The 24308-nt window shown below is 66.1% G+C and carries 26 protein-coding genes; 8 read left to right on the forward strand and 18 right to left on the reverse strand.

What is annotated here, in order from left to right; translation table 11 throughout:
• Positions 1-216 precede the first annotated feature (216 nt).
• Positions 217-939, reverse strand: coding sequence for a class I SAM-dependent methyltransferase (locus BSY238_RS07890; protein WP_190295069.1), 723 nt, complete (start codon positions 937-939; stop codon positions 217-219).
• Between the two features lie 152 nt (positions 940-1091).
• Here BSY238_RS07890 and dksA point away from each other — a divergent pair, with 152 nt between their 5' ends.
• Positions 1092-1538: an RNA polymerase-binding protein DksA gene (gene dksA, locus BSY238_RS07895; RefSeq protein ID WP_069038650.1), complete on the forward strand. Its 447-nt coding sequence runs from the start codon at positions 1092-1094 to the stop codon at positions 1536-1538.
• A 280-nt stretch (positions 1539-1818) separates the two neighbouring features.
• On the opposite strand, the gene infA is transcribed toward dksA, so the two are convergent.
• Entirely contained in the window at positions 1819-2082 is a 264-nt protein-coding gene (infA, locus tag BSY238_RS07900; RefSeq protein ID WP_069038651.1) for a translation initiation factor IF-1, read from the reverse strand.
• Positions 2083-2675: 593 nt separating this feature from the next.
• Between infA and BSY238_RS07905 the strand changes: the two genes are divergently transcribed.
• Entirely contained in the window at positions 2676-3407 is a 732-nt protein-coding gene (locus BSY238_RS07905) for a S1 family peptidase (protein ID WP_069040544.1), read from the forward strand.
• Positions 3408-3507: 100 nt separating this feature from the next.
• Positions 3508-4716 (forward strand): hypothetical protein, encoded by a 1209-nt coding sequence (locus BSY238_RS07910; RefSeq protein WP_069040545.1) that lies wholly within the window; start codon positions 3508-3510, stop codon positions 4714-4716.
• Positions 4717-4909: 193 nt separating this feature from the next.
• Here the strand turns inward: BSY238_RS07910 and BSY238_RS07915 are convergent, their stop codons facing one another.
• On the reverse strand, positions 4910-5959 hold the full coding sequence (locus BSY238_RS07915) for a serine/threonine protein kinase (protein ID WP_069038652.1): 1050 nt from the start codon (positions 5957-5959) through the stop codon (positions 4910-4912).
• 87 nt (positions 5960-6046) lie between these two features.
• Here BSY238_RS07915 and queE point away from each other — a divergent pair, with 87 nt between their 5' ends.
• The 3 genes from queE to BSY238_RS07930 all read left to right on the forward strand — a co-directional run bounded on the left by queE (position 6047) and on the right by BSY238_RS07930 (position 9190).
• Positions 6047-6679, forward strand: coding sequence for a 7-carboxy-7-deazaguanine synthase (queE, locus tag BSY238_RS07920; protein ID WP_069038653.1), 633 nt, complete (start codon positions 6047-6049; stop codon positions 6677-6679).
• Positions 6680-6776: 97 nt separating this feature from the next.
• Positions 6777-7142 carry a 6-carboxytetrahydropterin synthase gene (locus BSY238_RS07925; RefSeq protein ID WP_069038654.1) on the forward strand — a complete coding sequence of 122 codons (366 nt, stop codon included), beginning with the start codon at positions 6777-6779 and terminating at the stop codon, positions 7140-7142.
• 35 nt (positions 7143-7177) lie between these two features.
• On the forward strand, positions 7178-9190 hold the full coding sequence (locus tag BSY238_RS07930; protein ID WP_069038655.1) for a transglycosylase domain-containing protein: 2013 nt from the start codon (positions 7178-7180) through the stop codon (positions 9188-9190).
• On the opposite strand, the gene BSY238_RS07935 is transcribed toward BSY238_RS07930, so the two are convergent.
• Positions 9191-10330, reverse strand: a complete 1140-nt coding sequence (locus BSY238_RS07935; protein ID WP_069040546.1) for a class I SAM-dependent methyltransferase — start codon at positions 10328-10330, stop codon at positions 9191-9193. It abuts the gene before it with no gap.
• Between the two features lie 83 nt (positions 10331-10413).
• Here BSY238_RS07935 and BSY238_RS07940 point away from each other — a divergent pair, with 83 nt between their 5' ends.
• Together BSY238_RS07940 and BSY238_RS07945 are read left to right on the forward strand one after the other, a co-directional pair.
• Complete coding sequence (locus tag BSY238_RS07940; RefSeq protein WP_069038656.1) at positions 10414-11154, forward strand: pteridine reductase; 741 nt, start codon at positions 10414-10416, stop codon at positions 11152-11154.
• A gap of 100 nt (positions 11155-11254) precedes the next feature.
• A complete protein-coding gene (locus tag BSY238_RS07945; protein WP_083223974.1) occupies positions 11255-12145 on the forward strand; it encodes an adenylate/guanylate cyclase domain-containing protein in 891 nt (296 codons plus the stop codon).
• Between the two features lie 21 nt (positions 12146-12166).
• Here BSY238_RS07945 and BSY238_RS07950 read toward each other — a convergent pair whose 3' ends face one another.
• The 14 genes from BSY238_RS07950 to thiL all read right to left on the reverse strand — a co-directional run bounded on the left by BSY238_RS07950 (position 12167) and on the right by thiL (position 24304).
• Entirely contained in the window at positions 12167-14530 is a 2364-nt protein-coding gene (locus BSY238_RS07950; RefSeq protein WP_069038658.1) for a serine/threonine-protein kinase, read from the reverse strand.
• A gap of 25 nt (positions 14531-14555) precedes the next feature.
• A complete protein-coding gene (locus BSY238_RS07955) occupies positions 14556-15371 on the reverse strand; it encodes a hypothetical protein (RefSeq protein WP_069038659.1) in 816 nt (271 codons plus the stop codon).
• A 98-nt stretch (positions 15372-15469) separates the two neighbouring features.
• The gene (locus tag BSY238_RS07960) at positions 15470-16156 is read right to left on the reverse strand and encodes a hypothetical protein (RefSeq protein ID WP_083223975.1); all 687 of its coding nucleotides are present in this window, start codon (positions 16154-16156) and stop codon (positions 15470-15472) included.
• Positions 16157-16297: 141 nt separating this feature from the next.
• Positions 16298-16624 (reverse strand): PsiF family protein, encoded by a 327-nt coding sequence (locus BSY238_RS07965; RefSeq protein WP_069038660.1) that lies wholly within the window; start codon positions 16622-16624, stop codon positions 16298-16300.
• A 103-nt stretch (positions 16625-16727) separates the two neighbouring features.
• Positions 16728-17663 (reverse strand): HPr(Ser) kinase/phosphatase, encoded by a 936-nt coding sequence (gene hprK / locus BSY238_RS07970; RefSeq protein WP_069038661.1) that lies wholly within the window; start codon positions 17661-17663, stop codon positions 16728-16730.
• Positions 17632-18120 carry a PTS IIA-like nitrogen regulatory protein PtsN gene (gene ptsN / locus BSY238_RS07975; protein ID WP_069038662.1) on the reverse strand — a complete coding sequence of 163 codons (489 nt, stop codon included), beginning with the start codon at positions 18118-18120 and terminating at the stop codon, positions 17632-17634. Before ptsN ends, hprK begins: the two co-directional genes overlap by 32 nt.
• Positions 18121-18240: 120 nt before the next feature.
• Positions 18241-18561: a ribosome hibernation-promoting factor, HPF/YfiA family gene (gene hpf, locus BSY238_RS07980; RefSeq protein WP_069038663.1), complete on the reverse strand. Its 321-nt coding sequence runs from the start codon at positions 18559-18561 to the stop codon at positions 18241-18243.
• 63 nt (positions 18562-18624) lie between these two features.
• A complete protein-coding gene (locus BSY238_RS07985; protein WP_069038664.1) occupies positions 18625-20061 on the reverse strand; it encodes an RNA polymerase factor sigma-54 in 1437 nt (478 codons plus the stop codon).
• A 20-nt stretch (positions 20062-20081) separates the two neighbouring features.
• A complete protein-coding gene (gene lptB, locus BSY238_RS07990; protein ID WP_069038665.1) occupies positions 20082-20822 on the reverse strand; it encodes an LPS export ABC transporter ATP-binding protein in 741 nt (246 codons plus the stop codon).
• Entirely contained in the window at positions 20815-21258 is a 444-nt protein-coding gene (gene recX, locus BSY238_RS07995) for a recombination regulator RecX (RefSeq protein WP_069038666.1), read from the reverse strand. Before recX ends, lptB begins: the two co-directional genes overlap by 8 nt.
• The gene (recA, locus tag BSY238_RS08000) at positions 21255-22286 is read right to left on the reverse strand and encodes a recombinase RecA (protein WP_069038667.1); all 1032 of its coding nucleotides are present in this window, start codon (positions 22284-22286) and stop codon (positions 21255-21257) included. Before recA ends, recX begins: the two co-directional genes overlap by 4 nt.
• Positions 22287-22342: 56 nt before the next feature.
• Positions 22343-22837, reverse strand: coding sequence for a CinA family protein (locus BSY238_RS08005; protein ID WP_069038668.1), 495 nt, complete (start codon positions 22835-22837; stop codon positions 22343-22345).
• Complete coding sequence (locus BSY238_RS08010; RefSeq protein WP_083224136.1) at positions 22837-23283, reverse strand: phosphatidylglycerophosphatase A family protein; 447 nt, start codon at positions 23281-23283, stop codon at positions 22837-22839. Before BSY238_RS08010 ends, BSY238_RS08005 begins: the two co-directional genes overlap by 1 nt.
• A gap of 58 nt (positions 23284-23341) precedes the next feature.
• The gene (gene thiL / locus BSY238_RS08015) at positions 23342-24304 is read right to left on the reverse strand and encodes a thiamine-phosphate kinase (protein WP_069038670.1); all 963 of its coding nucleotides are present in this window, start codon (positions 24302-24304) and stop codon (positions 23342-23344) included.
• Positions 24305-24308 lie beyond the last annotated feature (4 nt).

Here is a 24308-nt window from a genome sequence, read left to right on the forward strand (position 1 = left end):
CCGGACTATACAGAACGGGTGAGCGTGACGCGGCAGCGGGGTTGTGGGAATTGTTGTGGGAGCGGGGTTGTGGGAGCGGCGGCCTCGCTGCGATACGCACGCTGCACCACGATGGTCACGGCACTATCGCGGCGAGGCCGCCGCTCCCACAAGCAGCCTCCACAAACCGCCGCTCCCGCAAAGACGGCTCCTGCAGCCGCTCTGCCCGCAGCCGTTTCAAGCCGGCCGGCGGAACACGACGACGTGCTGCCACGGCAGATGGTCGATCGTGCGCTCCCATTTCAGCCGGTGCACCGCGGCCTCGCGCCGCACGCGCGCCTCGCTCATCTTGTGCAGCGGCTTGATCGGAATATCCGGATCCTCTTCCTTGAATTCGACGAACACGATCTGTCCGCCTGGCTTCGTGGCGCGTACGATACTGGCCAGCATTTCGAACGGGAAGGACAGCTCGTGATAGACGTCGAGCATGACCGCCATGTCGACCACTGCCGGAGGCAACTGCGCGTCATGCTCCCGGCAGCGGACGGCCTCGATGTTGTCGAAGCCGTTCTCGCGCGCCAGCCGCCCTATCCTGTTGACCATCATGCCCTGCACGTCGACGGCGATGATCTTCCCGTGCGGCTTCACGGCGGGCGACATCAGCCGCGACAGGTAGCCGGTACCGGCGCCGATGTCGGCAATCACCATGCCGGGCTGCAGATTGAGCGCCTGGACCAGCAGGTCGGTGCGCTCCTCGTCCAGCCGCTCCGGCCGTTCCAGCCAGTCTGCGGCCCGCCAGCCCATCACGTCGGAGATTTCGCGCCCCATGTAGAACTTGCCGGTACGGTCGAAATCCTGCGGTGGCTCGATCAGGTAGCCGGGCGCGCGCGGCGGGCGGGGGCGGTAGTCGGGGCGTTCTGGCGCCGCGTCGGCGCACACACGGGGCAGGTATCGGGACATGGTGGCGAACATACCATCGCGCGCCAAACACGTAGCGCACAAGCTTCGCCTTTGGCGTGTATCGTGACGGTCGCCCTGTGCGCTCAACCGCGGCACCGCCGGAACCGGCGCGCCGCACCTTTCATGCAGACCCCACAACGAGGAGGCAGACCATGTCGATTGCCCCCATCCTTACCCTCTCCGCGGACGAATTGTCCGAAGCGGAGGCGGCTTTGCTGGCTGCGCCAGACAGCGAGTACATGTCGGCCGGCCAGCTCGACTTCTTCCGCCAGCGTCTGCGCGCCGAGCGCGACGCACTGCTGCAGTCGGCGCACGACACGACGCAGCACCTGCACGAATTCGAGCGCACGCCCGACCCGTCGGACCGCGCGTCGCTGGAGGAAGATCATTCGCTGGAATTGCGCGTGCGCGACCGCGAACGCAAGCATCTGCACACGATAGACGAGGCGCTGGTGCGTATCGACGACGGTACCTACGGCTGGTGCGAATTCACCGGCGACCCGATAGGCATCGCCCGCCTGCTCGCCCGCCCGACCGCCACGCTGTCGCTGGAAGCGCAGGAACTGCACGAGCGCAAGCGCAAGATGCGCGGTCGCTGAGCAGTCGCCTGCCAGGGCGCGATCTGCCCCGGAAAGAGGGAGTCGCACTGTCGATGCTGTGGAGCGCACCGCCGCCGCACGGACGTTTTCCGGTCGGAGCTGTGGCCTGTGGGAGCGGCGGCCTCGCCGCGATTGATGCCGCGATGATCGTTGATCAACGCGCCGAGCGCGGCGAGGCCGCCGCTCCCACAAAACCGCCGCCGCTCCAACATGGGGCGACGCCCCGGCGCCCGTTTTCGGGAAGCCGGACCCGGCCGCGTGCCAACCCGTCACCGACCGATCAGTGCACCCGGCGGCGCGGCGCGGCGGCGGGACCGCCACGACCTTCAATTTCGCGGAACGTGATGCGGCCCTTGCTGAAGTCGTAGGGCGACAGCTCGAGCGACACCTTGTCGCCGGCGAGGATGCGGATGTGGTGCTTGCGCATCTTGCCCGAGGTGTAGGCGATGATCTGGTGACCGTTCTCCAGCGTCACGCGAAAGCGCGAATCCGGCAGCACTTCGGTCACGACGCCATTCATGTCTATCAGTTCTTCTTTGGCCATGGGTGAATCTCCAGGTTGAATTGGGTGCGGGCACGCCGACCGCGCGCCGGTGCCGGGGTCTGCCGGATCGATGGCGCGCTGATCAGCGGTGGTCTGCAGGCACACTTGCCCAACAGACAGGTTGAGGCGGATCGTCCGCGCTTTGCCGCATCGAAAGGATGCAGCGCCTGCACGGTGACCGGCGGGTGAGCTCTGCGGACTGGAGCCCGGGGCAATCCCGGAGCGCTGGCGTCCTGCGGCGGCCCTGCCGCTAGCGCCGAAGCAGCACACGGACCTTGCGGGGACGCCGGTTTCAGAGGGTGAAAATCCGGTGGGAACGGAATGCGGATACAACGGGCGGTGTCATGGCCGCGCGACATTCGCCGCCGGCCGATTTACACCGCCCTGTACTATGCCCTGAATCGATGCCTTCTGCAGCGCTTTCTCGCGGATCGCCGACACGCCACGCCCGCAATGAGGGGCACAATGATGTCTCACGGCAGCGCAACACCAATGACGATGTCGCGCCGTCCCTCAGGTTTCCTGCGTCTCATCGCACCCTGCCCGCGCCTGCCACCCCCTGGCGCCCGGCTCACTGAATGGACCTTGCCTTGATGATCGAACCCATATTGCTGACTGCCGCACGCGTGTGCACGCTCGAAGGACAGCGCGTACTGACCAATGCGAGCGGCTTCTTCTTCGAGCGCGACAAGCGCCTTTTCCTGGTCACCAGCCGCCACGTGGTGGTCGATGAACCGAGCAAGCACTTCCCGGACAGCCTCGAAATCGAGCTGCACACCGACTCGGCCAACCTGGCCGAATCCACCGGCTTTTCGATTCCGCTGTACCGCGGTGGCAAGAGCATCTGGCGACAAGGTCAGGACACGGCGGGCGAAATCGACGTGGCGGTGATCGAAATCGAACGCGCGGCGCTGCCGGCCAAGACCGTCTATCGCGCCTTCACGCCGGCCCATCTGGAGGTCGACGCGCGACAGATCGAGGTCGGCAGCCTGCTGCTGGTGGTCGGCTTCCCGCTCGGCTTTCACGACACGCTGCACCACATGCCGGTGGTGCGCCATGCAGTCATCGCGTCGTCCTTCGGTCTGCGCTTTCAGGGCGAAGGCTATTTTCTGACCGACGCACGCACCCATCGCGGCACCAGCGGCGCACCGGTGGTCATGCGAGCACCGGCAGGAAGCGCCGCCAAGGGCGACCTGCCCTGGCAACTGCTGGGCGTGCATTCCGCCCGGCTCGACGTCGGTACGCGCGACCGCAAGCTCGATGAGGCGCTCGGCCTGAATTGCGCCTGGTACGCGGACATCCTGATGACGCTGACAGAAGGCTGACCGTACCGCCCGGGAACGCCGCACTCGGCAAGGCCTCTCACCGCTTATCCGCTGCACGTCGTGGCGGGCTGATCAGGACTTTCCAGTGCCCGGCACGACCTTGAACTTCCTCCGTCGCCTTGCCCGCTGCCTGCTGCTTCCGCTGCTGTTGTGCGCGGGCGCACCGGCCGCGGCGACAGCGTCTGCCTGGCAGGGCGCCGCCTTCGAAGGCGACCGTGCCGCGCTGGAGAAGCTCGCGCAGGCCGGCGCGAAGGTGGTGCGGGTGTATCGCGAATCCGACGTCTGGGTGCTGGACGCGGCGCATCAGCTGGGCATGAAGGTGGTCATGGGACTGTGGCTAGGCCACCCGCGCCACGGTTTCCGGCTCGATGACCCGGCGGCGGTGCGCAAGCAGGAAGTGGCGGTACGCCGTTTCGTCACGACGTATCGCACCCACCCGGCGTTGCTGGCGTGGGGCGTCGGCAACGAAGTGGAAACCGGAGTCGCCGATCCGCAGCCGGTCTGGCAGGAGGTGAACCGGCTGGCCGCCATCGTGAAGTCGCTCGACCCCGACCACCCGACGCTGATGGTGGTGGCGGACAACAGCGACGCCTGGCTCGCTCCGCTCGCCCGCTGTTGCGCCGCGGTCGATCTGCTCGGACTCAACCTGTACGGCGGCTCGGTGTTCCAGCTGCCCGAACGGCTGCGCCGGCTGGGCATCACGAAGCCGGTCGTGGTGACCGAACTGGGGCCGCTCGGCCAGTGGCAGGCGGGGCGCAAGCCCTGGGGCGCGCCGGTCGAGCTGACCAGCAGCCAGAAGGCCGATTTCTTCCGCGAAGCACTGGCCTTTCTGGCTGGACAGCCGCAAGTGGCAGGCGCCTTCCCCTTCCTGTGGGGGGCGAAGCAGGAACAGACTGGCACCTGGCACGGCCTGCTGCTGGCCGACGGCAGCCCGACCGCGATGACCGACGCACTGTCCGCCGCCTGGGGCCGGCCGGTGACGCAGGCCGCTCCACGGATCCGCGGCATCGGCATCGCGGCCGACCAGTTCTCGCCCGGGCAGACGATGTCGGCCGGCGTGGACGCCGCATCCTTCGACGGCTCACCGCTGACCACGCTGTGGGAGGTGCGTGCCGAAGCGACCGACCTGCGCGCCGGCGGCGACCTCGAAACCGTGCCGCCGCGCATCGACGTCGCGGTGCAGCAGGCCGATGCGCAGAGCGTCCGCTTCACCGCTCCGGCTGCACCCGGTGCATACCGGCTGTTCATCACCGTGCGCGACCGTCTGGGCAAGGCAGCGACCGCGAATCTGCCGTTCCGGGTGCGCTGAGGCGAACGGGTGCGGGCGTAGCGGGTGTGGTTGAAAGAAAGGGGCCGTGGGAGCGGCGGCCTCGCCGCGATAGATGCCGCGGTGATCGTTGATCAACGCGCCGATCGCGGCGAGGCCGTCGCTCCCACAGGCCGCCGCTCCCACAGGTGACACCACTTCCACAGGCCGCGCGGGACCCTCCGCACGAAATCGCTCAGCGCATGGCCTGCTCGAGCCACAGCGCGGGTTCTTCCATCGCGGCGACCTGTTCGCGCAACTCGAGGATGCGCGCCTCCCAGTAACGCGGCGTGTCGAACCATGGAAAGGCGGTCGGGAAGGCGGGGTCCTGCCAGCGGCGGGCGATCCAGCCACTGTGGTGGATCAACCGTAACGTACGCAGCGCCTCGATCAACTGCAGTTCGCGCGGGTCGAACTCGCAGAATTCCTCGTAACCGGCCAGCACCTTGCCGAGCTGTTCGGCGCGATCGGCCCGCTCGCCGGACAGCAGCATCCACAGATCCTGGACGGCCGGCGCCATGCGGCTATCGTCGAAATCGACGAAATGCGGTCCCTGTCCCTCGACCCACAGCATGTTGCCGATGTGGCAATCGCCGTGCGTGCGGATGCGCCGGATGGCGCCGCACCGTTCGAACGCGGCGCGCACGCCGTCGAGGGCCTGCGCGGTGATGCCGCGGTAGACGCTTTCCAGCTCCGGCGGCACGAAGTGGTGATCGAGCACGAAGGCCGCCGGTTCCTCGCCGAAGCTGGCGATGTCGAGCGACGGCCGGTGCACATACGGCTGCACCGCGCCGAGCGCATGGATGCGGCCCATGAAGCGGCCTATCCATTCCAGCGTGTCGGCGCGGTCGAATTCGGGCGCCCGCCCGCCGCGGCGGGGAAACACCGCGAAGCGATAGCCGGCGTGCGTCATCAGGGTGCTGCCGCACGGCAATTCGAGCGGTGCAACGACCGGGATCTCGCGCACCGCCAGTTCGAGGCAGAAGGCGTGCTCTTCCAGGATGGCGGCGTCGCTCCAGCGCGCCGGACGGTAGAACTTGGCGATCATCGGCGGGCCGTCATCGACGCCCACCTGATAGACACGGTTTTCGAAGCTGTTCAGGGCGAGCAGCCGGCCATCGACCGCATAGCCGGCCGCTTCCAGTGCGTCGAGCACCGCTTCCGGTGTGAGCCCTGAGTAGGGCTGAGACTCGGGCTGAGACTCGGATTGAAGCTCGGGCGGCACATCGGTATCTGAATCGGTCATCGTATCTCGTTGAATGAGGGGTCCAACCTTGAATTCGGGGTCGGCAACCCCTACCCTAGCGCGTTTACCGCCGCAACTGCGCTCGCCGTGACGTATCAGGTTAAGGAAATCTTCTACACGCTGCAGGGCGAGGGGCTGAATGCCGGCCGGGCCGCGGTGTTCTGCCGCTTCGCCGGCTGCAATCTGTGGAGCGGCCGCGAGGCGGACCGCGCCAGCGCGCAGTGCCGCTTCTGCGACACCGATTTCGTCGGCACCGACGGCACGCTGGGCGGCCGTCATGAGCAGGCCGACACACTGGCCGACGCGATCGCCGGCTGCTGGGCCGGCGCCGGCGGCCGGCGTCTGGTCGTGCTGACCGGCGGCGAGCCGCTGCTGCAGATCGACGCCGCACTGATCGACGCCCTGCACGCGCGCGACTTCGAAATCGCCGTCGAAACCAATGGCACGCTGGCCGCACCCGACGGCATCGACTGGATCTGCGTCAGCCCGAAGGCCGGCAACGAGGTGGTGCAGCGCCACGGTCACGAACTGAAGGTGGTCGTGCCGCAGCCCGGGCTGGATCTTGCAGCGATGGAAAGCTGGGATTTCCGGCACTTCCTGGTGCAGCCGATGGACAATGCACAAGCGGTCGACAACCGCCGCTGGGCCATCGACTGGTGCATGCGCCATCCGCGCTGGCGACTCAGCCACCAGACGCACAAGGCGCTGGGCATCCGCTGATCGCTGCCGTCGTCACGGCCGGCCGCGTGCGCGGCGTCCCGCGGAGTACCCGTACGCCGCGCCTTATTTCAATCCTGCCTTCCTTCATTTTTCAAAGATGGTCGTCGAACTCAGTCAGCGCTTCTACTTCGAAGCCGCACATACCCTGCGCCGCAAGGTCGATGCCGACAGCAGCCTGCGCATCCACGGCCACACCTATCACGCCGAAGTGATGCTGCGCGGCGAGCCCGATCCGGTCAGCGGCATGCTGGTCGATCTGGCGCTGCTGCGTGCGGCGCTGGCCGGCGTGCGCGACGCGCTCGACCACCGCTTTCTGGATGAAGTTGCCGGCCTCGGTCCGGCCACACTGGAAAACCTGTGCCAGTTCATCTGGCGCGCGCTGGCGCCGCAACTGCCGCAACTGGCGCGCGTCACTGTGGAACGTCAGGCCTCGGGCGACAAGTGCGCGCTGTGCGCGGCTTGAGTCAGCCGACATCGTGCGGCGATGCACTGCGGTGCATGCTGTGTGCCATCAGTCTGCTGGCCGGCACGGCTGCGCACGCGCTGGCGCCCGACTTCGACACGGTGCGCGACGCCTGGCGCTCGTCGGAAGCGCGTCTGCTCGACCGCCACGGCGAGCCGCTGGCCGAAGTGCGGGTCGACTTCGACGAACGACGACTCGACTGGGTCAGCGCACGTGCGCTGTCGCAGCCGCTGGTGCGCGCGCTGCTGGTGGCCGAGGACAAGCGCTTTCTGCAGCACGACGGCGTGGACTGGCAGGCGCTGGCCGGAGCCACCTGGGACAATCTGTGGCGCGCGCTGGAAGGCCGCCGGCCGCGCGGCGCCTCGACCCTGACGATGCAACTGGCCGGCCTGATCGATCCGGCGCTGCGCCTGCAGGGCACGCGGCGCAGCGTCGGCCAGAAGTGGGATCAGGCAGCCGCGGCACGCCAGATCGAGCGGCGCTGGAACAAGGCGCAGATTCTCGAGGCGTATTTCAATCTGGCCCCGTTCCGCAGTGAACTGCGCGGCATCGGCGCCGCCTCGCGTGGCCTGTTCGGCAAGGATCCGGACGCGATCGATCCGGTCGAGGCGGTGCTGCTGGCCGCACTGCTGCGCGGCCCCAACGCGGCGGCCGACAAGGTCGCGCTGCGTGCCTGCGCGGTGGCGAAGCGACTCGATCCGGTGCCGGATTGCCGCGACATCCGGACGCGCGCCGACGCCGTGCTGTCGCAGCGCTACCGCATCGAGCCGCGCTGGCAGGACGCCACCGCGCTGGCGCGCCGGCTGCTGCGCGAGCCCGGCGAACAACGCCCGACCACGCTGGACGCACCGCTGCAGCGGCGCGCCCTGCAGGCGCTCGGCAGTACGCGCGACGACACCTCGGTGGTGGTGCTCGACAATCTGACCGGTGAAGTGCGTGTGTGGGGTGGCGGACCGGACAGCGCCGACACGGTACTTCAGCGTCAGCCGGCCGGCAGCGCACTGCAGCCCTTCATGTATGGCATGGCGATCGAGCAGCGCTGGCTGACAGCGGCTTCGGTACTCGACGACAACCCTGCCTTCGTTACCCTGCCCCTGCCGCCGGGCTTGCCCGATGGCGAACCGCGCGGCGCCATCAGCGTACGCGGCGCATTGGGCCTCGCCGCAGACATTCCCGCGCTGCGCGTGCGCGCGCTGATCGGTGACGACGCACTGGACGCCACCCTGCAGGCACATGGCCTGGCAGCCGTATCGAATGGCGGCGCGCGCGCCAGCCTGATCGAACTGGCGAACGCCTACCGCACCTTTGCCAGCGCCGGCCTGTGGAGCGCCTGGCGGCTCGAACCGGTCACTGCGGCCGACGCGCTTCCCGCATCGCCGGCGCAAAGGCTGTGGTCGCCGGCCGCGGCCTGGATCGTCGGCGACCTGCTGACCGTACGCCCGACCGAAGGCGAACCGGCGCCACGGCCCTGGGCGGCACTGATGAATGGCCGTTCAGCCGACCGTTCGGTCTGGTGGTCGGTCGGCTTCACCCGCCACTACACGGTGGCGCTGCGCGCGCCGCGGCCGGTGGCTGCCACCTGGCTGGCGCTGATCGACGCACTGGAGGGTCCTTCGTTCGAGCCGGCGTTAGAGCGCCCGGGCGCGCCGCCGGGCGTGGAGCGGGTACGCGTGCAGTTCGAGCCGGCGATCGAACCGGCCCGCGACGAGTACTTCCTGCGCGGCACCCAGCAGGCGTTCGTCGATGCCACGGTGCACGATGTATCCGGCCGGCCGCGCATCGTTCTGCCGGCCGGCGGCGTCAAGCTGGTCAGCGCGGCGCTGCCGGCCGGCCGCCAGACCCTGCTGTTCGAGGCGCGCCCGCCGCTGCCCGGACTGATCTGGCTGATCAATGGCGAACGCCTGCCTGCGGTCGAAGGGCGCGCGCTGTGGAGCCCGCGCCCCGGCCGGCATCGGCTGGCGCTGCTCGACGCCGCCGGTCTGCAGGTCGAATCGATGGCATTCGAGGTGCGGCTCGACGATTCCGCTCCACCCACTTCGGCGCCCTGATCAGAGGGTATGGCTGCGGTCACCGCGCGCGAAGCCGCTCAGCGGCGCTGCGATGCCGCGCGTCATGCAGATCACCTTGAACAGCTCGCCCATTTCGGCCGGCGAGGTCAGCCGGTTCACTTCCGCATTGCGCTTCGCGCGTGCCAGTGGTTCCGGTTCATCCGACAACAGTGCAGGCAAGCCACAGTTCAGCAGGAAGCTCGCTTGCGAGGTGTAGCCGGCGAGCGACAGGCCGGCGTCGAATGCGCTCTGTGCCACGGCGGTGAAGTCGACATGCGCCGTGATGTCGCACAGGCCGGGCATCCACAGCGGCTCGGCATGCGCGTGGTGGCGGTAGTGGCACATCAGCGTGCCGGTGCTGCGGTCGGGATGGTAGTACTCGGCTTGCGGAAAGCCGTAGTCGATCAGCAGCAACGCGCCGCATTCGATGCGCCGCGCCCACTCGGCCACCCAGGCGCGCCCGGCCAGGCCCAGTTCGGTCTCGTAGCCGGGCGGCAGGCGCAGCGCACGCGCGGCATCGGCAAGCGCAGGCGGGGCGACGCGCCAGCTCAGCGCAATCTGCCCATCGGCATCAACGGTGAGGCCGGCTTCTTCGATGTCATCGGCCGTTGCCCGGATGCGCTCGACCGGCAGGGCATCGAGCAGTTCGTTGCCGAACACCACGCCGCTGAAGCGCTCCGGCAGCGCATCCAGCCATTCGACGCGCCCGGCCAGCGCCGGCACTTCGCGCTCGATCAGCGCACGCTGGCGCGCGCGCAGATCGGCCGACAACTCGAGGATGCGGTAACTTTCGGGGGCGCAGCCGATGCGCGCGAGTTCGCGCAGCAGATCGGCGGCGAGCCGGCCACTGCCGGCGCCTGCTTCCAGCAGGTGCGGCGCCGACAATTGCATCAACTCGGCAAGCTGGATCGCCAGACAGCGCCCGAACAGTGGCGACAGCTCGGGCGCGGTGACGAAATCGCCACCGCTGCCGAACTTTTGCAGCGCACCGCTGTAATAGCCGAAGCCGGGCGCGTACAGCGCGAGCGCCATGTAGCGGCTGAACGACATCCAGCCGCTGCCGGCGACTTCGGCCCCGATCAGCGCCTGCAGTCGGGCGCTGTGGTCGAGGGCATCGGCGTCGGGAGAGGGCAGATGCAGGGGCAGGGACATATGGGCAAAGGTTTGGGCGGGCTGCGCATGATGCGGCAACTCACAGGCGCGGCACAATCGGGCAGGGCAACATGAACCACGAACGGGTAGTCATGATCACCGGCGCGGCGCGGCGGGTCGGCGCGCAGACCGCGCGTACCTTGCACGGCGCCGGCTGGCGGGTGGTGATCCACCACCACCGCTCGACCGGCGAGGCGCATGCGCTGGTCGAATCGCTGAATGCACTGCGCCCCGGCAGCGCGGCCGGGCTGGCGGCCGATCTGCTCGACACCGACGGTCTGCCGCCACTGGTGACGGCGGCGACCGCGCTGTGGGGCCGGCTCGACGCACTGGTAAACAACGCCTCCAGCTTCTTCCCGACGCCGCTCGGCAGCGTGACCGCCCAGGACTGGGACAGTCTGGTCGGCAGCAACTTCAAGGCGCCGCTGTTTCTGGCCCAGGCGGCCGCGCCGGAACTGCGGGCGCGCGGCGGCTGCATCGTCAACATCGCCGACATCCACGCCGAACGTCCGCTCGCCGGCTACGCGCTGTACAGCGCGTCGAAAGGCGCACTGGCCACGCTGACCCGTGCGCTGGCGATCGAACTGGCACCGCAGGTCAGGGTGAATGGCGTGGCGCCGGGACCGATACAGTGGCCGGACGACCCACTGTTCGATGCTGTCGAGCGTTCGCGCATCGTCGAACACACCCTGCTCAAACGCGAAGGCTGCCCACAGGACATCGCGCGTACGGTACGCTTCCTGATCGAGGACGCGCCTTACATCACCGGTCAGATCATCGCGGTAGACGGCGGGCGCAGCGCGCATCTGTGACGCATGCAGCAGCCGTTTGGATGATTGCGATCCAAAAGCCGGACAGATCAGCTGCGCATTTGTAAAATGCTTTGACAGTCGTTCGCCACTCCGGCCACCCATGAGCTCCCAACAAAAATCTCTTTGCGTGCTGTTCGCCGACGTGTCGGGCAGCACCCGGCTGTACGAAAAGCTCGGGGATGCCGAAGCCCTGCGGGCGGTCGAACGTTGCCTGAACCGCATCCGACGGGTGATCGACGGCCATGGCGGAAAGGTCATCAAGACCATCGGTGACGAGGTCATGACGACTTTCCCGAGTGCCGACGAGGGCATACAGGCCGCCTGCGAAATGCAGCACCGCATCACGGATCTGCCGCCGGTGTCGGGCGTCAAGCTGGCCATCCGGGTCGGCTTCCATTACGGACCGGCGATCGAGGAAAACGACGACGTGTTCGGCGACACGGTCAACACCGCGGCCCGCATGGCGGGTCTGGCGCAGGCCGGGCAGGTGATCACCACGGCCGAAACCCTGTCGTCGCTGACCCTTTCGCTCGCCCCGGCAGTGCGCGAAATCGATGCACTGACCGTCAAGGGCAAGGCCGAAGACGTGCGGGTGTGCGAAGTGCTGTGGCAGGAGGGCGCCGACCTGACGATGAAGGCGTCAAGCACCGCCCCGCTCTACGTGATGGCGCGCCTCTTTGTGAAGTACCGCGAACTGGAGCGCACGCTGGACCCGACGCAAGGCCCGCTCACGCTCGGTCGGGACATGGGCAACGAGGTGGTCATCAAGGACCAGCGCGCCTCGCGCAATCACGCCCGCATCGAGCGCAGGCGCGACAAGTTCGTGCTGATCGACCAGAGCACCAACGGTACCTTCCTGTGCATCGAGGGCGAAAACGAGGTCATCCTGAAGCGCGAGGAAATGATCCTGCGCGGTCACGGCACCATCGGCTTCGGCCACAGCGCGATGGAACAGGGCATCGACCTGATGCAGTTCGAGGTGCTGGGCTGACCGGCGTGCCGCCGGGCGCCGTCAGATACTGATCCGCTTCAGCAGCTCCGGATCGCGCACCACCGCCTCGCGCCGAGCCGGTGCCGCGTCCATCAGCGCAGCCGGAGGCAGCGTTTCCAGCCGCGCGAGCACCGACGGCTCCCGGCACGCCGCCTCGAATTCCAGCGCCACCGCCTCCGGGCTGCTCGACACGACGCGCAGGCAGTTGCGGCCGAGCTTGCGCGACAGTGGCAGCAGGATGCCAGCCTGCACGTTCTGGCTGGTATCGGCCAGCCCGCCCGACATGTCGGCATTCAGCGCAGCACCCGCTCCATCCATGCGCAGCACTTCGGTACCGAGCACCGCCCGCATCGACGCGATTTCGCGCAACAGCGCCTGTGTGGTGTCCTGACCCGGCAGTCCGGCGATATCCAGCCTGACCTTGCGGCCGGCGAAGTGAAAGTGGCTCAGGAAGAAATCGCGGCTGAACTGCTCGCCGACCCGCTTTCCGATGTCGGCCAGCGCCTTTTCTTCCGACCCCCAGCTCGCGCCTTCGGGAATTTCGGTGTTCAGATACACCTCTTCGCCGGTCTTGCGGTCGGTGCAGCGGACGGTCCAGGAAGTCAGCACGACCTTTTCTATCGTCAGCCCGGACGCTGCCAGCGTGGCGCTCAGGCGCTTGAAGCGCACTTCGCCGTCGATGCTGAAGTCAGCCGCCTGCTGGCTTCCAGCGTCGTCATTCCAGGTGCGGAAGCCGAAACCCTGCACATGCTGCTTCAACATGTTCTCGGCCAGCGGTGAACGCTGCGCCGGTGCGGACGGGTCACCGTCGGCCCAGCGCGATGCCACGGCGACCGAAATCTTCGGGTCGCCATTGTTGCGGATGAAGTCGACCCGCTCGTCTTCCGACATCTGGTTCAGCGACTTCTGCACCTGACGCACGCGCACTGCGGCGCGCACGGCTCCCGCCATCAGACCGTCCTTGCCCAGTTCGGGCGGCGCCTCTTCGAGCACCGCTTGGATGAAATCACCGCTGCGACCCAGCAGCTTGTCCTGCAGCAGTGCGTAATGGCTGTTCACCGACTTCGGATCGACGAACAGGGCGACCGCCTTTTCAAGTATCTGGCGGCGCGCGTCGTCGCGCAGCGCACCTGCCAGTGCCGCCTGGTCATTGGCGAAGCGCGGGTCGCTCGGATCGGCCAGACCGATCGCGCTGATGACGGTGACGCCAGGGTCGAGCGCACGTTCCGGTACCGCGGACGGTGCCGGCACCAGCGCAGCGGGCGCTGCCGCTGGCGGGGCGACTTCGACGGCGACGGGCGGCGCCGGTGCGTCGGCTGTCGGTTGCAATGCGAACCAGACCCCTGCGCTCACGGCGACCAGCGCTGCCGCAGCGATCGCGAAGGGCAGCGGTCCGCGGCGCGCGGGCGTATTGACGGGATGGGCGCGGGGCGGCGAGTCGACGGCCGGCGCCCGATCGACCGGCGTTGGCGTTGGCGTAGCAAGCGTCGCATCCGCCTGCGTCACGAGCGTGGCGTCATCGTCGCCCGACAGGGTCACGACGGTGGCGTCATCGTCGGCGGACGCAAGCAGCGCGGCATCGAGCGCGGCGCGAAATGCTGCTGCATCCTGAAAGCGGTCGTCCGGGCGTTTGGCAAGCGCCTTGCGCACCACGGCGTCGAGTCGCGCGTTGACATGCACATTGAGCACCGACGGCCAGGTCGGATCTTCCTTCAGCACCTTGTGCATGATGGTGGTCAGCGCGCCGGTGAAGGGCTTTTCGCCGGTCAGCAGCTGATACAGCACGACACCGGCGGAAAACAGGTCGCTGCGCCCGTCGACCGTCTGCCCCATGAACTGCTCGGGCGACATGTAGGAAGGCGTGCCGATGACCGTGCCGGTCTGGGTCAGATTCGACGATTCGATCCGCGCGACACCGAAGTCAGCCACCTTCACCGTGTTGTCGGCCAGCAGGATGATGTTCGCCGGCTTGATGTCGCGATGGGTGACGCCGTGGCGGTGGGCGTGTCCCAGTGCATCGAGCAGCTGCCCCATGAGGCGTCCGACCATGGGTAGCGGAATGCGCTCGTCGGCTTCGAACAGATCCTTCAGTTCGCGGCCCTGCACGAACTCCATCGCGATGAAGGCGGTGCCGTCGTCGGCTTCGCCATACTCGTAGATGGCGACGACGTTCGGGTGGTTGAGCCGTCCGGCCGCCTGCGCCTCGCGCTTGAAGCGTGCGATCACCTCGTCGGCTTCGCTGCGCTCCAGCTGCTCGCGCTTGAGCGTCTTGATGGCGACCCGTCGGTCGATGACCGGGTCGCGCCCTTCATAGACGATGCCCATCGCACCCTGACCGAGCTCGCGCAGGATGTCGTACTTGCCCAGTCTGGCTGGAAGGCTCACGGCGTGTGCTCCGGCAGCAGGATGCTTACTTGTACTTCGAGTCGATTTCCCAGACCGATTTCTGCACCAGTCGCTGCACCATGCCGTCCAGCGTGATGCCGCCTTCCTGGCTGCTCGACACACCGAGGATGGAGGTGCCCTTGGCGCCGACTTCCATCTTCTCTTCGGTATAGCCCTGCGCAAGCTGTTCGGTGGTGTTTGCGTCGATGATCTTGTAGCGCATGCCGATGATCCACACGCCGGCGGCAGCGGCGGTCTCGACCGATCCGACCGCTTCGCCGGCGGCGTAGCTGCCGCGGCTGCCGCCGAGGATGCCGATGATGTTGCCGATCGCCCGTCCGCTGATGCCTTCCTTCGCGGCAGCGACCTGCTCCGCTTTCAGGATGTCGAATTTCACGACGTACTTGGTCGTCTTCAGCTTGCCCTTCTGCAGCATCTTGCGTGCCGAGTCCGGGTCGCCCATCGAGTATGCCAACTGGAACTCGCCCAGCAGCGGGCCGAGATCGGACCGCTCCAGCACCTTGAAATTGGCCTGCGACAGCTCGAGTTCGCCGAAGTCGGCAATGTTGTTGGAGGCGAACTTCTGCGTGAAGGTGGCATTGTTGCTCTTGATCTCGCCCGGCACGACGATGACGGTCGGCCCCTTCTTGTTCTTGTTGCTGTACTCGACAGCCTTGTACATCGCCTTGTCGGCGCTTTCGTTGGCCTTGTCGGAAGTGCTGGTGCCGGCCGTCGGCGAAGCGCTCTCGAACGTCGGCTGTGCGAAAGCCGGCGCCCCGATGCATGCCAGTGCGACTGCAAGTGCCACCCTGTGGCGCAACATCCCGTGGTTGATAGTCATGACATCCCTTTCATTTGGTCATCCCGATCGATTTCATGCCGGTTCTGCGCCGACTGGAAGTGCCCTGGCCTGCCGGCCGTTGCCCTGGTGCGAACTGCCTATCTTCGTTTGTTGCCGGCGGTCGATGCCGCATGCGCGCAGTAACCGCCCAGCAGCGTGCTCACCACGCCATCTGCCTTTTCTTCCACCAGCGTGCCGGCCATGGCCAGCGTGTCGCTGCCCGAATACGACTCGGCCGACGCCTGGGCATCGGACAGCAGCGTGCCGTCAGGCTTCATGAGCGCGAAGGCGATCGTCACGTAGACCTCGGGAATGCGTACTACCGGATTCAGCATCGAGCGCGACGCGATCGTGCCACGCAGGACGAGCTGGGCGCCCATCTTCTTCGAAGCCGCCAGTGCGGCGTCCGGATCGTTGCGGAAGTAGGCGTCAACTTCGGCCTGAGCGATGTGGGCCGTGATTTCCTGCTGGGAATAGGTGCGGATGCCCTGCCTGAGCAGGCGCTTGTTGATCGAATTGAAATGCGGGCTGTAGCGGGCCTGGCTGGCGCTGATGCCTTCGCCGGTGCGCTCGCCCATGACGATCATGATCTTCTTTCGCTTCAGCTCGGCGAGACAGCCTGCGGGGAGGGACAGCGCCGTGTGCGAGGTGGCGCGGCGTTCTTCTTCAGCCCGCGCGTCCTTCTCCGCCTCTTCGGAAAAACTGAATGCCGCAGCCATCGACGCGGCTGCAAGGAGCGTCACGCCACACAGCAGCCGGATGCCCTTGTTGCAATAGCGCAGCACGACGTACCCCGACAGTCGAACACCGCTTGACTATAGCAAAAGGGCATCGCGTCGCTGCTCGCCTTGCGGCACGATTCATGTCGGGTTGTTGCATAAGCCACATCGGCCGGTGCCGTGGATGCGACACCGGCAACATCAAGGTCAGGCCTTGACGCATTCCGCTATGAAGGACTTTCTTTCTTCGCCCTTGAGCGCCTTTTCGGTGGCTTCGGTGCGGCACTGCTTCTTGCGGTCCTTCAGCGCACCCGCTTCGTCGGCCGTCAGCGTCTGTTTTGCGGCAGAACCCGACGACAGGCAGCCGCTCATGAAGCTGCGACGTTCATCGCCCTTGAGCGCCTTCTCCTTCGCTTCGGCATTGCAGGCTTTCATCTTCTCCTGCTGCGGCCCGGCGATGGCGGCGCTCGGCGAGACGAGCAGAAAGGCTGCTGACAGGACAGTCAGCGTCGAGGACAAGCGGTATGCGGACATGATGTACCTCCTCACGACAACAATGAATGAACATGCGAATCGACTGACAGGCGCCAGTCGATTCGCATGATATTCGCATGTCATCGAACAGGGAAGTTCTGTTTCAGCCCTCGTCGCCGCCAAGCGCGCGGCGCTGACGTTCTACGAATTCGAGTGTGGAGTCGATGCCGCGGAAACGGAGAATCGTGACGCGTACGGCCGCCTCGACCAGCACGGCCAGATTGCGTCCGGCCGCCACCGGTATGACAACCTTGCGTATCTTCACGCCGAGGATGTCCATGACCTCGTTGTCGAGCGGCATGCGCGTGGCTTCAGGCAGACCGGTTACCTGCTTCTGCAGATGCACGACGAGCTGCAGCTTCATCTTGCGCCGACAGGCAGTTTCACCGAATACCGTCCGGATATTCAGCACGCCCAGCCCGCGAACTTCGAGAAAGTCCTTCAGCAATTCGGGGCAGCGCCCCTCGAGTACGGTCGGCGCGATGCGCGAGATTTCCACGCAGTCGTCGGCAACCAGCCCGTGCCCGCGCGAAATCAGTTCGAGCGCAAGTTCGCTCTTGCCGACACCCGAATCACCGGTGATCAGCACGCCCATGCCAAGCACATCCATCGATACGCCGTGCAGCGTGGTCTGGTCGGCCAGTTCGCGCGCGAGGTAGGCGCGCACCTGGTCGATGACCGATGCCGCACTGCGTTGCGTGGTGATCAGCGGAATGCCGTGCTCCGCACAGCCGGCGCGTATGGCGGCCGGCGGCTGGGCGCCGTCGGCGACGATGAAGGCCGGCGGATGGGCTTCCAGCAGCGAACCCACGATGTCCTCGACCTTGCGCGGACTGACGTTTTCAACCCACAGGATTTCCGGCACGCCGATGACCTGGATGCGCCGGGTGTGAATGGTATTGAGATGCCCGACGAGATCGGCGGGCGACAGGCCGATCTGATCGGCAACGATCAGTGTGTTGCCGTCGCCGCACTGCCACTGCAGGCGAAGACGGTCGCGATTGTCCTCAAACAGCCGCGCGACGCTGAGCTTCCGCATGCACCGGTTGCCAGGTGGTGAATAGAGCGTGGATGGCAGCGGCGTCTGCTGCCTGAAGCAGCTGTTCGCGGAACGCCTTGTCTGCAAACATTTGTGCCAGCTCGGACAATATCTGCAGATGCAGCTCGGTTGCCTGCTCGGGCACCAGCAGCACGAACAGCAGATTGACCGGTCGGCCGTCCGGCGCATCGAAGGCGACCGGCGTATCCAGCCGCACAAACCCGCCGATGGCTTCCTTCAGACCCTTGATGCGGCCGTGCGGAATCGCCACGCCCTGACCGAGTCCGGTGGAGCCGAGCTTTTCCCGTGCGAACAGGCTGTCGAACACCTGGCTGCGGGCAATACCCTGATGGTTCTCGAACAGCAGGCCGGCCTGTTCGAACACACGTTTCTTGCTGCTGGCCTCAAGGCCGATACAGACATTCGAAACGGGCAACAGCTTGGCGATGAGCGTCATGTCAGGGGCTACTCCGAACACGCGGCGGGCGCGATTACCGGATATCGGAAACCGCGCCGTGAAGTTGATTGCACTGCAACAAGACGTCGGATTATACGCTCGTGACAGATGGCAATCGTGTCATTCTGCCGCTTGGTGCTTGACCGACTCGCGCGTGTGCTCGTTCGATTTTTCCTTGTGTTTGAGCACCTGACGATCGAGTTTGTCCATCAGGTTGTCGAGGGTGGCATACATGTCTTCGCTTTCCGCTTCGACGAAGATGTCGCGGCCTCGCACGTGCAGAGTGACTTCCGCCTTCTGTCGCAGCTTTTCGACAGTCAGAATCACGGAAACGCTTGTTACGTGGTCGAAATGGCGGATCACGCGTTCGAGCTTGGACTCGATGTAGTCGCGGATCGGCTGCGTCACTTCAAGATGATGGCCGGTGATGGTGAGGTTCATGCTGCCTCCTGTCGTTGCGGGACGGAATATGCGGGACGGTCCGGGCGTTCGTCATTGAACGCGCTAGATCGCCTTGCGCACGCTGACCGGCGGGATGTTGAGCGATTCACGGTATTTGGCGATGGTGCGCCGCGCAACCACGATGCCCTGCTGACCCAGTATTTCCGCGATGCGCGAGTCCGACAACGGACGCTTGGCATCCTCGGCACCCACCAACTGGCGGATGAGTGCGCGGATTGCGGTGGCTGAGCAGGCCCCGCCGCTTTCGGTTGCCACATGGCTGCCGAAAAAATATTTCAGTTCGAACAGGCCGCGTGTCGTCGCCATGTACTTCTGCGACGTCACCCGAGAAATGGTGGATTCATGCAGTTCCAGCGTCTCCGCGATCTCGCGCAGCGTCAGCGGCCGCATCGCAACCTCACCGAATTCGAAGAACTGGCGCTGGCGCTCGACGATGGCCTGAGAGACACGCAGGATGGTGTCGAAGCGCTGCTGGACATTCTTGATCAGCCACTTGGCCTCCTGCAGCTGGCCGGACAGACCGCTGCCGCGCTGGCCCTGCAGGATTTCCGCATACAGCCGGTTGATCCGCAGACGCGGCATGGCATCCGGATTGAGCAGCGCCGTCCATTGGCCGCGCACCTTGCGCACCACGACGTCGGGCACGATGTAGCGCGCATCGATCGGCGCGAACTGGGCACCCGGACGGGGGTTGAGCGAACGGATCAGGTTCTGTGCGGCGCGCAGCAGTTCTTCATCGCAGCCGACCGCACGCCGGATCTTGGCGAAATCACGCGCAGCCAGCAGATCGATGTGCTGATCGATGATGACGCGTGCAAGCGTCGATACTTCGTCGGTCGCCAGGAAGTTGAGCTGCATCAGCAGGCATTCGCGCGGGTCGCGCGCCGCCACGCCGGGCGGGTCGAAGTTCTGCAACTGGCGCAGCGCGATCGACAGGTCGTCGAGGTCGATGTCGGCCTCTTCCGGCAGCAGCTCGACCAGTTCGTCCAGGCCCTGGTTCAGGTAGCCGTCATCGTCAAGCGCTTCGATCAGCAGGCGGATCAGATAGCGGTCGCGCTCGCTCATCTGCGACAGGGCGAGCTGGCCGCACAGGTGGTCCCTCAGCGAGGTACCGGCCGCCTGCACGTCCTGGTAGTCGCCATCGTCATCGTCGCCGCCGCTGCGCGTACCGTAGTTGCCGCCTTCGCCCGACCACTCGTCCATGTCGGCGCTGCCCGTACCCTCGGGGGCACGTTCGTCGGCGCTGGCCTGGGTGCTTTCCTGCGGCGCATCGCGCACCTCGGCAACGCTTTCGGGCGGCGGCTGGAAGCTGGCGGTGGCATCCGGCTCGTCACGCTCGAGCATCGGGTTCTCATCGAGGAAACGTTCGATTTCCTGATTGAATTCGATGGTCGACAGCTGCAATAGCCGGATCGACTGTTGCAGCTGCGGTGTCAGCGCAAGATGCTGGGAAAGTTTGAGTTGCAGCGACTGCTTCATGGTGTGCAAATTTCGGCGGGCTACAGGCGGAAATGCTCGCCCAGATAGACCTTCCTGACACTTTCGTTATACACGATTTCGTCCGGCCGGCCGCTCGCCAGCACCTCGCCTTCGTTGATGATGTAAGCCCGGTCACAGATGCCCAGCGTTTCCCGCACATTGTGGTCGGTGATCAGAACGCCGATGCCGCGTTCCTTCAGGAAGCGGATGGTTTTCTGGATGTCGATCACCGCAATCGGGTCCACACCGGCGAACGGTTCGTCGAGCAGGATGAAGCGCGGCGACGTGGCCAGTGCGCGGGCGATCTCGACACGCCGCCGCTCGCCGCCCGACAGCGCCACGGCCGCACTCTTGCGCAGGTGGGCAATGCCCAGTTCGGCCAGCAATTCTTCCAGCCGCTGTGCTCGCACCCGCGCATCCTTCTCGTTCAGTTCCAGGATGGCGAGGATGTTCTCCTCGACGTCCAGCTTGCGGAATACCGAGTTCTCCTGCGGCAGATAGGACAAGCCCTGGTGCGCCCGCCGGTGTATCGGCAGGTGCGTCAGCCGCTCGCCATCAAGGTGGATCTCGCCGCCGTCGGCCGTGACCAGGCCGACGATCATGTAGAAACAGGTCGTCTTGCCGGCACCGTTCGGGCCCAGCAGACCGATCACTTCGCCGCTGCCAACCTCGAAGGACACATCCTTCACGACCGGGCGCGATTTGTATTTCTTGCGCAGCCGCTCAACCTTGAGCCGGCTGGCACTCCGGTTTTCAGTCATCTTGGTCGGGTTGTTCGCGCAGTACCTTGCGTATGCTATCGGCGGAAAAACCGCGTGATTGAAGAAATCTCGCCTGCCGTGCCCAGGCCTTCGCATCCTGCGGTGCGGCATCGAACCGGCGCGCCCATACGGCACGTGCACGGACGGTTTCATCCTGTTCCAGTGCGGCCAGCGCGGCACCCGCGTCATCTTCCGGCACACCACGGAGTTTCAGTTCGTGCTGCAGGCGACGCGCACCGAAGCGCGTTGCACGTGACGACACGAATTGTTCCGCAAAACGTGCATCCGAAACGAGGCCACATTCCTCGAAACGCGTCAGCAGCGCTGCGATATCGTCATGGTTGCCGTCCTCCGACAGTTTTCGCACCAGTTCAGCGCGACTGTGATCACGCCGCGCGAGCAGGCGCAGGGCCTTCTCGCGCAGGCTTGCGCTCACGCAGCCTCTTCCCGTCCTGCCACAACGACGCCCATTTCAGGCATGCCGCAGGCCACGCGCACCTTGTTCTCGATCTCGCGTGCCATGACCGGATTGGCGCGCAGGAACTCGCGCACGTTGTCCTTGCCCTGGCCGATGCGCTCGGTGCCGTAGGAATACCAGGCGCCCGACTTTTCTACGAATTTGTGCAGCACGCCCAGCTCGATGATTTCGCCTTCGCGCGAAATGCCCTCGCCGTACAGGATGTCGAATTCGGTCTGCTTGAACGGCGGCGCAACCTTGTTCTTCACCACCTTGACGCGGGTTTCCGAGCCGATCACCTCTTCGCCCTTCTTGATCGCGCCGATGCGGCGGATGTCGAGGCGGACCGAGGCATAGAACTTCAGCGCATTGCCGCCGGTGGTGGTTTCCGGATTGCCGAACATGACGCCGATCTTCATGCGGATCTGGTTGATGAAGATGACCATCGTGTTGGTGCGCTTGATGCTCGCCGTCAGCTTGCGCAGCGCCTGACTCATCAGGCGGGCCTGCAGGCCGGGCAACGAATCGCCCATTTCGCCCTCGATTTCGGCCTTCGGCGTCAGCGCGGCGACCGAGTCGATGACGATCACGTCCACACCGCCGGAACGCACCAGCATGTCGACGATTTCCAGTGCCTGCTCGCCGGTGTCGGGCTGGGAAATCAGCAGGTCGCTGACATTTACGCCAAGCTTGCCGGCGTACTGCACGTCGAGTGCGTGTTCGGCGTCGATGAAGGCCGCCGTGCCGCCGATCTTCTGCATTTCGGCGATGACCTGCAGCGTCAGCGTGGTCTTGCCGGATGATTCCGGACCGTAGATTTCGACCACCCGACCGCGCGGCAGGCCGCCGATTCCGAGCGCGATGTCCAGTCCCAGCGAACCGGTCGATACGGCCTGGATGTCGTTTTCGAGCTGGCCGTCGCTCATGCGCATGATCGAGCCCTTGCCGAACTGCTTCTCAATCTGTGCCAGCGCTGCCGCGAGCGCCTTGGCCTTGCTGTCGTCCATGCGGAATCCTTTCGTTTGCTTTCGGTCGATTATGGCACAGTTCTTGCCACGTGCTTTCAGGTCTGCGCTGCCAGCAAAGCCAGCAGCACAGTCAGTGTATGACGTACGGATAGGCGGCGCACGGTTTCGCGGTCGCCATCGAAATGACGCGTTTCGCTGCGCTCGACGCCACCCTTCACGGCCCAGCCGAAGCACACCGTGCCGACCGGCTTGCCCGGTGTCGCACCGCCCGGACCGGCAATGCCGGTGACCGACAGCGCGACCGTTGCGGCCGACCGGGCCAGCGCACCGCGCGCCATGGCCAGCGCGACCGGCTCGCTGACTGCGCCGTGCGCGGCCAGCAATTCGACCGGCACATCGAGCAGGCGCTGCTTGGCGGCGTTCGAGTAGGTCACCAAACCGCAGTCAAACCAGCCCGAGCTGCCGGCGGTGGCGGTCAGCACTTCTGCCACCCAGCCCCCGGTGCACGATTCAGCCGCAACGACGACATGCCCTGACGCGACACACGCTGCGCCCACCGCGGCCGACAACGCAGCGAATTCCTCGTCCATCATGCAAAACGCTCCAGCAGCAGCTTGCCCAGCGCCAGCGACACCATGGCGAACAGGGCCGCAATCAGGTCGTCCAGCATGACACCGAAGCCGTTCTTCATGTGGATATCGACCCAGCGCGCCGGTGGCGGCTTGAATATGTCGAACAGGCGGAACGCGAGGAAGGCCGCAAGCTGCCAGAAGAAATCGGGCGGCGTCACCCACAGCACGAGCCAGAAGGCGACGATTTCGTCCCACACGATGGCGCCGTGGTCGGGCACGCCGAGGTCGCGCCCGGTGCGCTGGCAGGCCAGCGAACCGATGATGACGGCGATCAGCAGGAAAATGCCGAAGGCCGCGTCGGAAAACGACGGCTTGATCAGCAGATACAGCGGCCAGGCCGCCAGCGTGCCCCAGGTGCCGGACGCGAACGGCACCAGACCGCTGCCGAAGCCGCAAGCCAGCATGTGGGCCGGATGGGCAAGGAAACCGAAGCCGGGCGGAACGGAGGTCTTGATCATCGCTTCAGGAAAAGTGGTCGTAGCCGCGGTGCGCGACCGGCAGTTCGCAACCCTGCGCATCGACCAGGCTGACATCACCGGCACCGCCGGCACGCATCGCGCCGATGCGGGTGAGCGGCAGCGACATGCTGTCTGACAGCCGGCGCAACGCATCGTGCGCACTGCGCGGCGCGCAGAACAGCAATTCATAGTCGTCGCCGCCGGCCAGCAAGGCGCGACGAACGGTGGCCTCGTCATCGCAGGCGGCGCGCAGCGCGGGCCAGGGCAAAGCTGCGTCTTCGACCACTGCATGCAGGCCGCTGGCCGCGGCAATATGACCCAGATCGGCCAGCAGTCCGTCGGATACGTCGATCGCCGCGCCTGCAAGGTCGTGCAGGGCGCGTCCGAGCGCCACCTGCGGCAGCGGCTTTTCCAGCGCCGCGATGCATTCGTCGCGACACGCATTCTTCAGGCGCAGGCGGCCGAGCGCGTCGGCCAGCCCCAGCGCGGCCCGGCCCGGCTGACCGGACACCCAGATATCATCGCCGACGTGCGCTCCGCTTCGGCGCAGCGCCTTGCCGGTCGCCACTTCGCCGAATGCCGTCACGCACAGCGTCAGCGGGCCGCGCGTCGTGTCGCCGCCAATCAGGTCGACGCCATATATATATGCGCAATCGAAGAATCCGTCAGCGAAAGCGGCCAGCCAGTCGTCGTTCACCTGCGGCAGAGACAGGGCAAGCGTGACCCAGCGCGGAGTGGCTCCCATGGCTGCGAGGTCGGACAGATTGACTGCCAGCGTCTTCCAGCCGAGTCGGCGCGGATCGGTATCGGGCAGGAAGTGGGTGCCGCTGACCAGCATGTCGCTGGTGACGGCCAGTTCGCAGCCGGCAGACGGGCTGACCAGCGCACAGTCATCACCCGGCCCGAGCGCCGCGCCACGCATCGGCCGGACGAAGTGGCGGCGGATCAGCTCGAATTCCGGGCTCACCGGA

The organism is Methyloversatilis sp. RAC08, from assembly GCF_001713355.1.
Classification (GTDB): domain Bacteria; phylum Pseudomonadota; class Gammaproteobacteria; order Burkholderiales; family Rhodocyclaceae; genus Methyloversatilis.

Bases quoted from the DNA above. Each gene is read 5' to 3' on its own strand.
- BSY238_RS07955 (WP_069038659.1), bottom strand. From the start codon at position 15,371: ATGACTATCAACCACGGGATGTTGCGCCACAGGGTGGCACTTGCAGTC.
- infA (WP_069038651.1), bottom strand. From the start codon at position 2,082: ATGGCCAAAGAAGAACTGATAGACATGAATGGCGTCGTGACCGAAGTG.
- BSY238_RS07985 (WP_069038664.1), bottom strand. From the start codon at position 20,061: ATGAAGCAGTCGCTGCAACTCAAACTTTCCCAGCATCTTGCGCTGACA.
- BSY238_RS07925 (WP_069038654.1), top strand. From the start codon at position 6,777: ATGGTCGTCGAACTCAGTCAGCGCTTCTACTTCGAAGCCGCACATACC.
- BSY238_RS08010 (WP_083224136.1), bottom strand. From the start codon at position 23,283: ATGCTGGCTTGCGGCTTCGGCAGCGGTCTGGTGCCGTTCGCGTCCGGC.
- recA (WP_069038667.1), bottom strand. From the start codon at position 22,286: ATGGACGACAGCAAGGCCAAGGCGCTCGCGGCAGCGCTGGCACAGATT.
- BSY238_RS07930 (WP_069038655.1), top strand. From the start codon at position 7,178: ATGCTGTGTGCCATCAGTCTGCTGGCCGGCACGGCTGCGCACGCGCTG.
- ptsN (WP_069038662.1), bottom strand. From the start codon at position 18,120: ATGACGCTCATCGCCAAGCTGTTGCCCGTTTCGAATGTCTGTATCGGC.
- dksA (WP_069038650.1), top strand. From the start codon at position 1,092: ATGTCGATTGCCCCCATCCTTACCCTCTCCGCGGACGAATTGTCCGAA.
- BSY238_RS08005 (WP_069038668.1), bottom strand. From the start codon at position 22,837: ATGGACGAGGAATTCGCTGCGTTGTCGGCCGCGGTGGGCGCAGCGTGT.
- hpf (WP_069038663.1), bottom strand. From the start codon at position 18,561: ATGAACCTCACCATCACCGGCCATCATCTTGAAGTGACGCAGCCGATC.
- BSY238_RS07905 (WP_069040544.1), top strand. From the start codon at position 2,676: ATGATCGAACCCATATTGCTGACTGCCGCACGCGTGTGCACGCTCGAA.
- BSY238_RS07940 (WP_069038656.1), top strand. From the start codon at position 10,414: ATGAACCACGAACGGGTAGTCATGATCACCGGCGCGGCGCGGCGGGTC.
- BSY238_RS07915 (WP_069038652.1), bottom strand. From the start codon at position 5,959: ATGACCGATTCAGATACCGATGTGCCGCCCGAGCTTCAATCCGAGTCT.
- BSY238_RS07965 (WP_069038660.1), bottom strand. From the start codon at position 16,624: ATGTCCGCATACCGCTTGTCCTCGACGCTGACTGTCCTGTCAGCAGCC.
- BSY238_RS07890 (WP_190295069.1), bottom strand. From the start codon at position 939: ATGTCCCGATACCTGCCCCGTGTGTGCGCCGACGCGGCGCCAGAACGC.
- BSY238_RS07945 (WP_083223974.1), top strand. From the start codon at position 11,255: ATGAGCTCCCAACAAAAATCTCTTTGCGTGCTGTTCGCCGACGTGTCG.
- lptB (WP_069038665.1), bottom strand. From the start codon at position 20,822: ATGACTGAAAACCGGAGTGCCAGCCGGCTCAAGGTTGAGCGGCTGCGC.
- hprK (WP_069038661.1), bottom strand. From the start codon at position 17,663: ATGCGGAAGCTCAGCGTCGCGCGGCTGTTTGAGGACAATCGCGACCGT.